At 53.3% G+C, this 14,020-nt stretch carries 16 protein-coding genes; 14 read left to right on the top strand and 2 right to left on the bottom strand.

What is annotated here, in order from left to right; all coding sequences use genetic code 11:
- The first annotated feature begins 200 nt into the window (after positions 1-200).
- Genes GN111_RS08115 through GN111_RS08065 form a run of 11 tightly spaced genes read left to right on the top strand, consistent with a single transcriptional unit; the run spans position 201 to position 8,128 of the window.
- A complete protein-coding gene (locus GN111_RS08115) occupies positions 201-1,259 on the top strand; it encodes an alpha/beta hydrolase (protein WP_231715701.1) in 1,059 nt (352 codons plus the stop codon).
- Between the two features lie 59 nt (positions 1,260-1,318).
- Positions 1,319-2,173 carry an aldo/keto reductase gene (locus GN111_RS08110; RefSeq protein ID WP_155303275.1) on the top strand — a complete coding sequence of 285 codons (855 nt, stop codon included), beginning with the start codon at positions 1,319-1,321 and terminating at the stop codon, positions 2,171-2,173.
- A gap of 35 nt (positions 2,174-2,208) precedes the next feature.
- A complete protein-coding gene (locus GN111_RS08105) occupies positions 2,209-2,685 on the top strand; it encodes a (R)-mandelonitrile lyase (RefSeq protein ID WP_155303274.1) in 477 nt (158 codons plus the stop codon).
- Positions 2,686-2,695: 10 nt separating this feature from the next.
- A complete protein-coding gene (locus tag GN111_RS08100; RefSeq protein WP_155303273.1) occupies positions 2,696-3,430 on the top strand; it encodes a carboxymuconolactone decarboxylase family protein in 735 nt (244 codons plus the stop codon).
- A 26-nt stretch (positions 3,431-3,456) separates the two neighbouring features.
- Positions 3,457-4,155 (top strand): flavodoxin family protein, encoded by a 699-nt coding sequence (locus GN111_RS08095; protein WP_170302191.1) that lies wholly within the window; start codon positions 3,457-3,459, stop codon positions 4,153-4,155.
- A gap of 21 nt (positions 4,156-4,176) precedes the next feature.
- Entirely contained in the window at positions 4,177-4,554 is a 378-nt protein-coding gene (locus tag GN111_RS08090; RefSeq protein ID WP_155303272.1) for a tautomerase family protein, read from the top strand.
- A 55-nt stretch (positions 4,555-4,609) separates the two neighbouring features.
- Positions 4,610-4,837 (top strand): tautomerase family protein, encoded by a 228-nt coding sequence (locus GN111_RS08085; protein ID WP_155303271.1) that lies wholly within the window; start codon positions 4,610-4,612, stop codon positions 4,835-4,837.
- A 19-nt stretch (positions 4,838-4,856) separates the two neighbouring features.
- On the top strand, positions 4,857-5,324 hold the full coding sequence (locus GN111_RS08080) for a cyclophilin-like fold protein (RefSeq protein WP_170302190.1): 468 nt from the start codon (positions 4,857-4,859) through the stop codon (positions 5,322-5,324).
- Positions 5,325-5,327: 3 nt separating this feature from the next.
- Positions 5,328-6,458: an MBL fold metallo-hydrolase gene (locus GN111_RS08075; protein ID WP_155303269.1), complete on the top strand. Its 1,131-nt coding sequence runs from the start codon at positions 5,328-5,330 to the stop codon at positions 6,456-6,458.
- Positions 6,455-7,303, top strand: coding sequence for a cyclophilin-like fold protein (locus tag GN111_RS33330; protein WP_197740512.1), 849 nt, complete (start codon positions 6,455-6,457; stop codon positions 7,301-7,303). The genes GN111_RS08075 and GN111_RS33330 overlap by 4 nt, the downstream gene beginning before the upstream one ends.
- A 54-nt stretch (positions 7,304-7,357) precedes the next feature.
- Positions 7,358-8,128, top strand: coding sequence for an SDR family NAD(P)-dependent oxidoreductase (locus GN111_RS08065; protein WP_155303268.1), 771 nt, complete (start codon positions 7,358-7,360; stop codon positions 8,126-8,128).
- Between the two features lie 118 nt (positions 8,129-8,246).
- Here the strand turns inward: GN111_RS08065 and GN111_RS08060 are convergent, their stop codons facing one another.
- Together GN111_RS08060 and GN111_RS08055 are read right to left on the bottom strand one after the other, a co-directional pair.
- A complete protein-coding gene (locus GN111_RS08060) occupies positions 8,247-9,092 on the bottom strand; it encodes a DUF169 domain-containing protein (protein WP_155303267.1) in 846 nt (281 codons plus the stop codon).
- 54 nt (positions 9,093-9,146) lie between these two features.
- Positions 9,147-9,596, bottom strand: a complete 450-nt coding sequence (locus GN111_RS08055) for a MarR family winged helix-turn-helix transcriptional regulator (RefSeq protein ID WP_155303266.1) — start codon at positions 9,594-9,596, stop codon at positions 9,147-9,149.
- 272 nt (positions 9,597-9,868) lie between these two features.
- On the opposite strand from GN111_RS08055, the gene GN111_RS08050 reads away from it, so the two are divergent.
- The 3 genes from GN111_RS08050 to GN111_RS08040 all read left to right on the top strand — a co-directional run bounded on the left by GN111_RS08050 (position 9,869) and on the right by GN111_RS08040 (position 14,015).
- The gene (locus GN111_RS08050; protein WP_155303265.1) at positions 9,869-11,125 is read left to right on the top strand and encodes a multidrug effflux MFS transporter; all 1,257 of its coding nucleotides are present in this window, start codon (positions 9,869-9,871) and stop codon (positions 11,123-11,125) included.
- 109 nt (positions 11,126-11,234) lie between these two features.
- Positions 11,235-12,218: an aldo/keto reductase gene (locus tag GN111_RS08045; protein WP_155303264.1), complete on the top strand. Its 984-nt coding sequence runs from the start codon at positions 11,235-11,237 to the stop codon at positions 12,216-12,218.
- 336 nt (positions 12,219-12,554) lie between these two features.
- Positions 12,555-14,015: an adenylate/guanylate cyclase domain-containing protein gene (locus GN111_RS08040; protein ID WP_155303263.1), complete on the top strand. Its 1,461-nt coding sequence runs from the start codon at positions 12,555-12,557 to the stop codon at positions 14,013-14,015.
- Positions 14,016-14,020: the final 5 nt, after the last annotated feature.

The following is a 14,020-nucleotide window of genomic DNA, read 5'->3' as shown; positions in this document are numbered from 1 at the left end:
GTGACTGCACAATAGCAAAGACCATGAACACCCACTCTTTTGACCGGAGTGAATCCCGTCCATGGGCAGTCGCACGAAAATAGAATTGTATGCAGGAATAGGCAATCTATTGGCAGGATCAGGTATTCAAAGTCATCCGTCCGGGTATTATTATAAAGTTTAAATTGATAACAATTATTCTTAATGAAAGGGGATTTAATATGAAAATGAAGTCAACACGGACTTGCTACATTCGAACGCTTTTGGCGGTTGTGGTCTCGCTTTTTTTCATGGGGTGCGCTTCCATGACGGTCGGCGCCCAGAAATGGGACAAGACCTTTGCCAAAAGCAACCAGGTGATTCAAGAAAAAGTGTCCTATCCCAACAGATACGGAATCACCGTGGCCGCGGATATGTATATGCCCAAAACCATCGATAAATCCAAAACATATCCGGCACTTCTCATAGGCACACCCTATGGCGGCGTCAAGGAGCAGGGTGCCGGCATCTATGCCCAGACCATGGCAGAAAGGGGATTTGTCGCCATGGCCTTCGATGAATCATTCAATGGCGAAAGCGGCGGTATGCCCAGACACGTGTCCTCGCCCGATATATTCGTTGAAGATTTCAGCGCGGGCGTGGACTTTCTGGGGACGCGTCCCTTTGTGGACAGAAACCGAATCGGCGTGATCGGCATCTGCGGCAGCGGGGCATTTGCCCTCACCGCAGCGCAGGTAGACCATCGCATCAAAGCCGTTGCCACGGCAAGCATGTACGATATGAGCCGTGTTATCCGCTACGGGTGGAAAGACGGGATGCCTGACGAACAGCGCAGCAAAACCCTCGACCAGCTTGGAGAGCAGCGCTGGAAGGATTTTGAAAACGGCAGTCCGTTGTTGCCCCCGGGATTCCCTAGTGAAGCGGCCGATTCCATTCCGGAAGGCCTGGATCCCATTTCGAGTGAGTTTTGGGAATACTACGCCATGGAGCGTGGCCATCATCCAAGATCACACGGCCCGTTTACGCAAACAAGCAACATGGCTTTCATGAATTTCCCTTTGTTGAACACCATCGAGACGATTTCGCCAAGACCGATTCTATTCATCATGGGCGAGAATGCCCACTCAAGATACTTCACAGAAGATGCCTATAAAATGGCTGCCGAGCCAAAGGAACTCGTCATTGTTCCGGGCGCAAGGCACATTGATCTGTACGACCGGACCGATATGATACCGTTTGACAAACTGGAATCCTTTTTTACCGAAAATCTTGGCAGATAACGATCCGTAAGACCAGTAAACATGGAGCCTTTTTTAATCAAATAAAAGGAGGTCACAGTATGATACTGAAAGAAACATATACGCTGTCCAATGGAATTGAAATCCCGAAACTGGGTCTTGGAACCTGGTTTATACCCGATCAAAATGCCGCCCAGGCCGTGAAGGATGCGGTTGAAATCGGCTATCGGCATATTGATACGGCCCAGGCATACGGGAATGAAGCCGGTGTTGGAGAGGGTATCCGGGCGTGTGGTGTAAACAGAGAGGACCTGTTTGTGACCACCAAACTTGCGGCGGAAGTAAAGTCCTATAAAGAGGCTGTTGAATCGATTGATACGTCGCTTAAAACCATGGGGCTCGATTATCTTGATCTGATGATCATTCACAGTCCGTATCCATGGACGGAATTCCGTGGGCCCGATCCTTACTTTGAAGGAAACCGCGAAGCATGGAGGGCACTTGAAGAAGCCTATGAAGCCGGGAAACTTCGCGCCATCGGTCTTTCGAATTTTGAAAAAGCGGACATCGATAACATCCTCGAGTCCTGCTCTGTCAAACCCATGGTCAATCAGATTTTGGCACATATCAGCAACACACCCAAAGAGCTGATTCAATATTCTCAGGAAAAGGGCATGCTTGTGGAGGCCTATTCTCCCTTTGGACACGGAGAGATCCTGAAGAACGGGGAAATCGCCGAAATGGCGAAAAAATATGGCGTTTCCGTGCCACGGCTCTGCATTCGTTATACCTTGCAGCTTGATCTCCTTCCCTTGCCGAAGACCGCAAAGCCGGACCACATGAAAGACAATGCGGACGTAGATTTTGCTATCTCTGAAGAAGATATGGAGCGGTTGAAAAACATGGAACGCATCGAGGATTATGGGGAGGCCAGCGTGTTCCCCGTATATCAATAAATATACCCCTCCCTTAAAAAAAAGGAGATAACAATATGAAAAAACTAACAATACTAACAACTATTTTGACTTTTTTCGCAACAGCCGCCTATGCCGGTTCAAGCAAGGCTACACAGGAGATATTTCAGGCCGGGACCCAGAAGTCTTTCAAAGGGCCGGACAACCTGTTTACCGGTGACGTTCAGGTGGATATGGTGTTTCCTTCCAATGAAACCGCCCATTACTCAGGGGCCTATGTCACGTTTCAGCCCGGCGCCAGAACCGCCTGGCATCTCCATCCCGCGGGACAACATATGGTTGTGACCGCAGGTGTCGGCCTGACCGGGACGCGCGATGGAAAGATTGTTACAATCAAGACCGGCGACGCCGTCTGGTGCCCGCCCGACATCGATCACTGGCACGGTGCCACGCCTGACTCCCCCATGACCCATCTGGTCCTTACCGGTGTTCTGGATGGCCAGAACGTCATCTGGAAGGAAAAGGTCACGGATGAGCAGTACCTTGGAAAATAAGGAGGTCGCCATGAAATCAGCTGTTATTTCTTTTTTCATCGCAATTGCCCTGTCGATTCCGGGAGCAGCCCTGGGTTTGGAAAAGAAACATAAGGAAAACGTTCTATCCCTGGATCAAAGACAGCAGGGCATCATTCCCATCGCGGCCTTTACCGCCAGTGGAGATATGGACCGGCTGAAACCGGTATTGAATCAAGGACTGGACAATGGCCTGACGGTCAATGAAATCAAGGAAGTCCTGGTCCACCTGTATGCCTATACGGGATTCCCCCGCAGCCTGAACGCCATGGGCGCCTTTATGGGGGTCGTGGACGAACGGAAGGCAAACGGCATCGAAGATACGGTGGGCAAAGAGGCCGGCCCCGTTCCGGCGGATTTTAACAGGGACGCTTACGGGGCCAAAGTGAGGGCCAAACTTGCCGGAAGGGAAACAGATATTTCCGGGGCCAAGTGGCAGGTCTTCTCGCCCGCCATGGATATGTTCCTGAAAGAACACCTGTTTGCAGATCTTTTTGTCCGTGATGTGATCAGCCATAAGGACAGGGAATTGGCCACCATTTCGGCCCTGGCCAACATGACCGGCACCGAAGGGCAACTGAGATTCCACCTTGGCGCGGCCATGAATACCGGCCTGACCGAAGCTCAGATGAACGGCTTCATCTCCGTACTGGGCGCCAAGGTGGGCAAGGCCCAGGCCGAAAGCGCCCGCAATATCCTTACCGAGGTGTTGAGCAGCAGGAAATAAGATCTACGATATGAGGAAGGTCGGACATGGAGGTCAGAAACAAGCGCATGGGTAACATACGAACGGCTGTCTCCCATGAACGTCGGGATTTTCTTAAAGCCGGTGTTGCCATGGCAGCAGCTCCTTTTATTGCGGGGATGGCCTCCACTGTCCTGTCATCGGAAGCACAGGCCGCAAGAAACAACGCCCCAGGCAAAAAAATACTGATTATTTCGGCAAGCCCCAGAGCAAACAGCAACTCCGATGCGCTTTGTGATAGGTTCATGCGGGGAGCGCAGGCGTCCGGTCACCATGTGGAGAAAATCCGGCTGTCGGAGCAAAATATCGACCACTGTACCGGGTGCCTGGCTTGCATCCATAATCCAGGTTCATGCGTTCTGGAAGACGACATGGCCGAAATTCACGAAAAAATGCTCGCTGCCGACATCATGGTGCTTGCCACCCCGGTCTATTTTCACATGATGAACGGTCGGATGAAGGTCTTCATCGACAGGGTGTGCCCCATTTACACCATGATTCGGGACAAAGACGTCTATTTCGCGGTTTCCTGCGCCGGTGGGAGCTCTCAGGTGGAAAGCTCCGTTGAAAGCCTGAGAGTTTTCACCAGGAGTTTTAGCGGCGTTAAAGACAAAGGCGTCATGGCCGTTACCGGAGCATGGGACGAAGGCGCCGCCAAAGATAGCCCCGCTTTCGAACAGGCGTACACGATGGGGCGAAACGCCTGACAATAAGATAAAGGACGACGGATGGAGAATAAATTATCACGCCGGGGTTTTATCAAAAAAAGCGCGGTCGCTCTGGGAACCTTAGCCGTGTGCGATTTGACGGGGATGGTTCTTCCCGGAAAGGAAAACACGGGTCAAACGTTCGCTTCGGAAGGGTACCATGAGAACGACATGGTACATGTGATTGTAAAGCTCTGGCCCGGAAGGTCTGAACAGATCAAGCAGCGGCTTTCCGACGCCATCTTTGAAGATGTTGTTAGTATCATCGGATCCGGCGAAGAATCGGTTTCGGTCGACATCGAAGAGATCTCCTCTGGTGACTGGAAGGAGAAGGTATACGATCCGGAAATCCGGGGGAACATGGAAAACCTTTACAAGAAGCCGGGATATTCCATGTGAAAAAATATTATCAGATGTGCATCTTTACCATCGTGAAAAAGGAAAAGGAAGAAACATGCCGCATGTTACGGTAAAAATCCGGGCCGGAACGCCGGAAGACAAAAAAAGGCAGTTGACCGACGCCATCGTTGAAGACGTTGTCAACATCACCGGTTCTGGTGAAGGATCGATTTCAGTCGCCATTGAAGAAATCGACCCGAAAGACTGGAAAGAGAAGGTTTATGATCCGCTGATTCGCAAAAAAGTGGATGCGCTTTTTAAAAAACCAGGATATACCATATAAGGCGCAAAAGGAGATAACAATGAAATCGCTTCTCTCTTTTTCCGCAGTTATGCTGATGCTGCTTTCATTTGCCGGCTGCAGCACGGTGCACGCCTCGAATGCCGGCTCGAAGACTTCTAATGAAAACGGCACCAAGATTACACTGACCATCGGAAATACCGTGATTCCGGCCATTTTGCATAACACCGCCCCGGCCAGGGATCTGGCGGCGATGCTGCCTGTGACCGTCTCCCTCAACCGCGGTCCAGTCGATTATTGCGGCGGATTTGCGCCAATGCATTATGAAAAAAAAGATGTGCAGGCAGGGTATCGCAGCGGAGATCTGGCCTATTGGATTCCCGGCCGGGATTTTGTGATTTTCACTGAAACGAAAGAGGCTTCTTCAGGGAATCCAGACCTGGTTATCCTTGGACAAATCAGCACTGACATCCAGGCCGTCAGGGATCTGGGGAGCACCATCAAGGTCACCATTGACTTGGACAGGTAGAATATGGGGAAACGATTAACTGCCACACTGGGTTTTCTTCTGATCGTTGCCATCTGTCTCGCATTGGGCGCCTGTACCGTTTTCGACCAGCCCAGATTCGGCAAACTTCCCCAAGGGGGTCGCCTTGACCGCATTCAGGGGTCATCCAATTACAGGGATGGAAAATTTCAAAACCGGATACCCACGCCCAAGTTCTCAACAGATGTCGGGTTGGCTTCAGTCATCTGGAGCGGTTTTTTTGACAAAAATGATCGGCTGATCCCGGATTCACTGGTACCGGTCGTTAAGACAGATTTGAAGGCGCTGAACCCGGAAACAGATGCCGTGGTCTGGCTGGGTCATTCATCCTGGTTCGTCCAGATCGGTGGCAAACGAATTTTGATCGATCCGGTTTTCAGCGACCATGCGGCGCCCTTTTCGTTTATGAACAGGGCCTTCGACGGCACCACCATCTATGCCGCCGGAGATATGCCGGAGATCGACTGTCTGCTGATCTCCCACGACCACTGGGACCACCTGGACTATTCTACGGTTCTGACGCTCAGATCAAAGGTGAAGCAGGTGATCTGCCCCCTGGGAGTCGGAACGTATTTCGAGTACTGGGATTACCCCGTGGATACGATCCGTGAGGGGGATTGGTGGGAAGAGATCGCACTGGGAAAGGACTTCTCCGTTCATGTACTGCCTGCGCGGCATTACTCGGGCAGACTGTTCAAAGAGAATAAGACGCTCTGGGCGGGGTTTGCCATCCAGACCCCAAAACTGCGGATCTTTTTCAGTGGAGACAGCGGCTACGGGCCGCACTTTTCCGAGATCGGAGATGTATTTCGCGGGTTTGACCTGGTGCTCCTGGATTGTGGGCAGTACGACCCTCGCTGGTCCTATATCCACATGACGCCGGAGGAGGCGGCCCGGGCCGCCCAAGACCTTGGTGCCCGAGCTTTGATTCCCGCCCATGTGGGCCGGTTCACCATTGCCAATCATCCCTGGGACGAGCCCTTCAAACGTCTGACAGAAGCATGCCAAAACCAATCATACCGGCTTCTGACACCCGAAATCGGCGAGCCGGTAATGCCGGATGAAAACCCATCACCGTTTTTCAGTTGGTGGCGTTTGAAAGGAGGAACCCCGTGAAACAACTTTTATCTGTAACTATGGCCGGCTTGATGCTTTTCACGCTCGTTGCTTTTTTAGATAAAGAGGGAAAAGCGACTACCCCCGCCGATGAGGTGCATGGGTTGCCCTTATCGGAAATGCAGGTCAAGATTGCGTCCAGGGGGCACACGGCAACCTTTCGGCTATATGACACCGCTGCCGCAAAAGAATTCTACGATCAACTGCCGCTGGAGCTGGACCTCACCAATTTTCGTGATGCCCAGTGGATGTTCTATCCGCCCGAAAAGCTGAACGTAACCGCTCGTGAGGCGTATCATGACGGGAAAAAGGGAGAGCTGAGCTACTATGAACCTTGGGGCGATGTATTTATGCTCTACAAGGATTTTTATGCCGGCGATGAAATGCACCGGCTGGGCATCAACGTAACCGGAATCGAGGAGATCGCAAAAATGTCAGGCAGCGCACGAATTGAAAAGGATGAACCGAATATGCCGGAAACTGAAGCGGTTATGAACCTGAGTGTAACGGCAAACGGAAACACCACCGTGTTCGAACTCAACAACAGTGCGGCGGCAAAGAGCCTCTACGCCCAGCTGCCATTGCGCATCGAAGTGGAAAATTACGGCAGCAACGAGAAAATCTTCTATCCGCCAAAGAAGCTCGATACCGCCGACACCCCGCAAGCGGCGGCGCATGAGACTGGAACGCTCGCCTACTATGCGCCCTGGGGAGACGTCGTGATGTTTTACGGACGTTTCGGTGGTGCGGCAGGGTTGTATACCCTTGGACATGCCGTATCCGGGAGCGAATATATTCGCGGGATGTCCGGTACGATACGGGTTGTGAAGACCTCGGCCCCATAATCAAACGCGGCGAAGCAAAGATCGACGGATTCGCCGCCTAAAAAGGCGATTGTCATGTCACTTGTTTTTATCACCGGCGCCACCGATGGCCTGGGGTTCCTGGCTGCCGAGTTGCTGGTGTCCCGGGGGCACCGGGTCGTTTTACATGCGAGGAATTCAGCGCGTGAGGCCGACGCAAGGCGCCGGCTGCCGGCAGCGGAAGCGGTGTTGACCGGGGACCTGTCGAGCATCGATCAGACCTGCGGTATCGCCGAGCAGGTCAACCGGATCGGTCGTTTCGATGCCGTCATTCACAATGCCGGCACCGATTATCGCGCACCGCGTCGCATTGAAACGCAAGACGGGCTTTCCCGCCATTTCGCCGTCAACACCCTGGGGCCTTATATCCTGACCGCACTTATCCAGCGGCCCAAGCGGCTGGTTTACCTCAGTTCCAGTATGCATCGTGGCGCAAACGCGGATTTTTCGGATGTTCAATGGAAACGGCGTTCGTGGAACAGCTCGGCAGCCTACGCTGAAACCAAGCTGCATGACCTGCTCCTGGCGTTTGCGGTGGCGCGTTATTGGCCGGATGTTTTCTCCAACGCGGTGGACCCGGGCTGGGTGCCGACCCGAATGGGCGGCCCCCATGCGCCGGATGATCTCGATGAGGGGTGCCGCACCCAGGTCTGGCTTGCGGTTTCCGGCGACGCGGCGGCCTGCGTCAGCGGCAAATACTTCCACCACATGCGGCAGCAGCCGCCCGATCCCATTGCCTGTGACGAAAGCCGGCAGGATCAGCTCATGGAAATTTGCAGCCGGCTTTCAGGCATCTCGCTGAACTGAATGAATTTTCCGATGGCCCTGCACCAATGTGGAAAGGTTCATCAGTGAAACGATGGGTTGGCCGGCCGCCATGGTCCCGCAGCCTTCCACGAAGACGTGCTGCACACAGCCGGCATGCTTACTCCTTTTCTCCCCAGGCCGCTGCACTGCGATCGACTTTTTTTCGTACGGACGTCCATTCCCCGTCGACATTGAACATGGATTCCGGCAGGGCCTTCAGCATTTTTTGATACAGGGACCAGGGAACCGTGAAGGTCAGTTCGTCGGTTTTTAGGAATTTTCTGGCCGAGGGGTCAAAACCGCCGAGCACCGCTTTTTCCAGCCCCTTTTCCTTGTAATAAAGCGGCCAGGCCAGGATGTTGGTACACCCGGCGCCGAAGGGGCTGGCCACACAGTCCACCTCTCCCGTGGTGAAGGTCGTTTGGACGAAAAGGCCGGTCAATACTTCGGGCCGGGCAAAAAAGATGACAAATTCGGGCTCCTCGTTGTCGGAAAATAAGGATAGGGGCTTGAAGATACAGTATTTTGCCGGTGCTTTGCGGGGGTCGACCTTTTCAAGGAACTTCCTCATGGACTCGGGCGAGGGGAGGTATCGCTCCCCTTGAACGGGTGTCCCTTCAAAGCCCGTTGTCACGTAATGTTCGATGAACCTGAGGTTGGGTTTCATCATGGAACAGTAGAAAACCCCACCGAGACATCCATACTCTTCCGTTGAAATAAAGGCAGCGCATTTCTTTTTTCTGGCCAGCCAGATGTTGCCGATAACGCAGGAGAAAGTTTTCATTACTTCCTGCATGTCCACCTGACCTTTTTCCTCCGATTCCCGGGAGATGGGTACACCGGTTTTTGGGCCGAAGGCTTTTTTTGGTTTGACGTCGTCGTAATACACACCAAAAGGCTCTTCGTTCAGACCCAGATGTTCCAGAAAGGTTTGGGTCTCTTCGAGTATCGATTGCACGGTCATTTTGCCTCCTTAAAGGTTGTATATGCAACAATTTAGCTCATTTTTATCGTATGCCTATCCGGTCAATTCATGCAGGTTGGCGATGATTCGCGACAGGAACGACCGGCAGACCAGCTGCTCCTCCTCGGTCATGCCGCGCTGGGCGTCTTCCAGAAGGGCTGTGGCGATGACTGCGCAACGTTCGGCCGTTTCCAGGACCTTTGGCGTCGCTGCTACGAGTTTTTGCCTGCTGTCTTTCGGGTCCTTGGTTCGCACAATCCAGCCACGCCGCTCGAGACCGTCCAGCAAGCGGCTCACACTGGACTTTTCAAGGTATAGCTGCTCTCCAAGCTGCTTTTGCGTTATGGCATCACCGTCCAACAGCACGAGAATGGCGCCCCATTGTTCAGCGGTCATGTCAATATCCGCCGCCTGGAACCGCGTGGCAAGCGCTTGGCTCAGCAGCCGGCTTGTCAGCCCGGCCAGATGCCCCAGAGATTTATTGCGATCATATGAAAACGTCATATTAATGTTGTGTATACAACTAAGTGCGGTTAGTCAAATCATTTTATGCAGGTCGGCTGTACCGGCTCTCCGCCACCGAAAGTGAAGTTGCCCTGATTTTTAGCTTTAGACAACATTTCGAATGATTGTATCCTAAAAAAACCATGGTCCATGCAGGAACAGGCAATATTCTGGTAGGATCGGATATTCCGAATTTGTCCGTGGAGAATTATAATTTGTTTCAACTGACAAGCTTGCGTGTTTATTTATGGAAAGTTTGAAATAAGGTTATCATGTCTGAATCCATTCGTCCAAATTCGCACGGGGACACCAGTACTGCGCTGCTGGCCGCTCCGGGCTGGTATGTGCTGGCTGTTCTGAGTCTGCTCATGGGGTTCGCTTCGATCTCCACCGATCTCTACCTGCCCGCCATGCCGGCGATGCGGCGCTCTCTGCATGCGGATGCAGGCATGGTCGAGTTCACGATCTCCGGCTATCTCATCGGCTTCAGTCTGGGGCAGCTGCTCTGGGGGGCGATCAGTGACCGCTATGGCCGCCGCATATCGGTGGCCATCGGCTTGTTCCTGTTTGTGGTCGGCTCGGCCGGCTGCGCACTCGCAGGAGATGCCATGGCAATGATCGGCTGGCGCTTGGTCCAGGCCCTGGGCGCCTGTGCCAGCGTGGCGTTGTCCCGTGCGATGATACGCGATCTCTACGAAGGCAACCGGGCGGCGCAGATGTTGTCGACCTTGATCACCGTGATGGCGATCGCCCCGCTCATCGGGCCGATGGTGGGCGGTCAGATCGTTGCCATGGCAGGCTGGCGCGCCATATTCTGGACCCTGGTCGGTATTGGACTGGTGACCCTGGCGATGATCTTCACCATACCGGAAACACTGCCGGTTGTGAGGCGCAACCACGAATCCCTCGGCCTGGCGATGATGCGCTACACCGAGCTTATACGCCACCGCCGTCTGCTGGGATACGCGGGGACGGGCGGTTTCCTCTACGCCGGGATGTTCGCCTATGTCGCAGGAACACCGTTTGCCTATATCGACTACTACCATGTGCCGGCACAGTTTTACGGCCTGCTCTTCGGCATCGGCGTAATCGGTATCATGGGCGCCAACATCCTGAACTCCCGTCTGGTGGTTCACCTCGGCTATGACCGTATGCTGTTGATCGGCACGGTTATCGCGGCCTTTTCCGCCATGATCACAGCGCTTGCCGCCGGCACCGGTTGGGGCGGGCTCTGGGGTCTGGTCGCGCCGCTGTTCGTATTCGTCTCCACGACCGGCTTTGTTGTCGCCAACTCCATCACGGGCGCCCTGGCCGACTTTCCGCAGCGCGCCGGTGCCGTCTCCGCGTTGATCGGAGCCATTCAATACGGAAGCGGGATCGTCGGCTCCGGTCTGGTCGGCGCGTTCGCCGACGGCACGCCCCGGCCCATGGGCTGGGTGATCGGGGTTTGTGGGGTTGGGTGCCTGTTTTGCATGCGTCTGGTGGTCCCGCCGTCTTCTGCAGATGAGGGAGATGAGCGGCCTGCATGAATGAAACGGCCGTTGGCAAGGCAATTATCAGCTTCCTTGATCATCGCGATCCGGAAATCGTGGAATGGATGGGGAGCATGCTATTGGATATTTAAGGAAGGAGAATACAATGCAAAAACGACAATTGGGAAATAGCGGACTTGAAGTTTCCGCACTCGGGCTCGGGTGCATGGGCATGAGCTTCGGCTACGGTCCGGCGGCGGACAAGAAAGAAATGATCGCGCTGATTCACACGGCCGTTGACCGTGGCGTCACCTTTTTCGACACCGCGGAGTGCTATGGACCGTTTACCAATGAAGAACTGGTCGGCGAGGCGCTTGAACCCGTGCGCGACAAGGTGGTGATCGCCACCAAATTCGGCTTCCAGGACGGCGACTCGCACAAGCCGCAGGACAGCCGGCCGGAGCGAATTCGTGAAGTCGCCGATGCATCGTTGAAACGGCTCAGGACGGACCATATCGATCTGTTCAACCAGCATCGGGTCGATCCCAAGGTGCCCATCGAGGAGGTCGCCGGAGCGGTCGCTGAACTGATCAAAGCGGGCAAGGTCAGACACTGGGGGCTTTCCGAAGCGGGCGTGGAGACGATTCGCCGGGCGCATGCCGCCTTGCCGCTCAAGGCCATCCAAAGCGAATACTCCATGATGTGGCGCCAGCCCGAAGAAGAGCTGCTGCCCACCCTGGAAGAATTCGGGATCGGCTTTGTTCCCTTCAGTCCGCTGGGCAAGGGATTTCTCACCGGCAGATTCGATAAAAATTCTACCTTCAATAATGATGATTTCCGCAGCATCGTGCCACGGTTCAAACCTGAGAACCTGGAAGCCAATCAGATCTTGGTAAATTTGGTCAAGGAGATCGCCACCGGCAAGAACGCCACCCAGGCTCAGATCGCGCTGGCCTGGGTAATCGCCCAGAAACCATGGATCGTTCCCATTCCCGGTACCACCAAAATGCATCGCCTGGAAGAGAATCTGGGTGCAGCGGAGGTGGAGCTGACTGAGGGAGAAATTCAAGACCTGAATGATGCCCTCGCCAAGATCGAGGTCTCCGGCGATCGCTATCCGGCGGAACTTGCAAAGCGTGTGGGTAAATGACTTTCTATCCATAAAGGGAAATAACATGGACAGATTAAGCCCGAAAATATTTTCATCTTCTTGTAAGGAGAGCAGATTCAAGGTGCAACCGATCAGTCTTCGATTTTGGAAAAAATAGTGCTATTGTGGTAGGTAAGGATTTGTTGTCCGGGCTTTACGGTGCAGGTAATTCTTTTTTACTTGATCGGACACCGGCCATGTCTAAATGGCTTGCCGTAATGCCCGAATAATGAATAAGCTGTAGGGCGCGTAGGCCTTCCCGCCCGGTCACTTGTTTGTCTGCCACACGCATCCATGGAAATCTTGAAAACCGGACCATTGGGAGTTTGAGCGGTCATGAATCCTTTTGCCCTGCCCCCGATAATCGCTTTCGCCCTATTGTTGATGTTGAGCCTGGCCGTAATTTTTCAGGACGCGCGGGAAAATCGCAACCGACTCCTCTTTGCGCTCTGTTTGGGAATGGCCCTGGCCAACGGCGCGAGTGGCATGCTCCATCTTTCTTCAAATGAGGCGCAGGCCGCCTTCTGGAACAAGTGGCCCTATTTTTTCGGTGTCTTAAGTTTTATTATTGAAATCGAATACATTCTTCAGATTTCCGATCGTAATGAGCGATTGAAAGAGAACTTGGCTGGGATTCCGATTGCCGCACACCGATGGTTTATCTATGCGTGTATAACGAGCTGCTTGCTCGTTCTGGTGTTTACCGATCTGCTGATCGCCCCGCCGACATATCACTCCCCCACCGGATGGGAGCACACGTATGGTCCGCTTTTCATTCCGTACATCAGCTTCAACATCTATCTGCTGGTATGTCCACTTTTCATCCTCTATAAAGGAATCAAGACGACGTCAAACCTGATAGAAAAGCGGATACGAAAGATTACATTTGCAGCATTTTTCGGTTTTGACCTTTACGGATTTCTTTTTGGTATCGTTCTTCCTTTTTTCGGTCTTCAAGTGCACAGCTTCTACTCCATCGGTCCGATTTACTTATGTTTCCTGATGACCTACGGTTTGATGCGCATGCAGTGGGAGACGATAAACGATCTGAAAAACGGGCTGGAAGAAAAAGTCGCCTCGCGAACGCAAGCATTGAAGGCAGCCAATCAACGCCTTTATGAAGCCCAGGCGCAGATCTCAAAGTACATCGATCCGAATGTGACCGAGAAAATTTTCAAGGGGGAGTTTACGGCTGAACTGTCCCACCAGCGAAAGAAGCTGACGCTTTTCTTTTCCGACATCAAGGATTTCACGCAGTTTACCGATGCATCCGACCCCGAGGACGTGGCGCGACTGCTCAACGAGTACCTGGGAGAGATGGCCCGGATCGTCCGCAAGTGGGGCGGCACCATCCCGCAGTTCACCGGCGACAGCATCTACGCCATCTTCGGTGCGCCGGATACAAAAGGGGTGCGAGAAGATGCATTAGCCTGTTTGAATATGGCCATGGAAATGCAGCAAAGGATGACCCTGTTGCGAGAGAAATGGTGGAATCAGGGCGTCCAGTTCCCGTTTCAGATTCGATGCGGCATCCACTCCGGCATGGCCAATGTCGGCAATTACGGATCGGAAGGTTTTATGGAATATTCCGCCATCGGTCTGAATACCAATCTGGCATCACGTTTGGAACAGGCTTGTGAGCCCGGGGAAATTTATATTTCCCACGCTACATGGGCGCTGGTTAAAGAATCAATTCCCTGTAAGGAGGTCGGCACAATTGAAGTTAAGGGGTTTCACTACCCTATCCAAACCTACCGGGTTCTGCAGAATGAGATCGAAATCGACAAGCAAAAATGAAGTCG

The organism is Desulfosarcina widdelii (assembly GCF_009688965.1).
In the GTDB taxonomy this organism is placed as follows: domain Bacteria; phylum Desulfobacterota; class Desulfobacteria; order Desulfobacterales; family Desulfosarcinaceae; genus Desulfosarcina; species Desulfosarcina widdelii.
The sequence above is the reverse complement of the archived record's forward strand: the minus strand, read 5'-3'. Positions and strand labels throughout refer to the sequence as shown.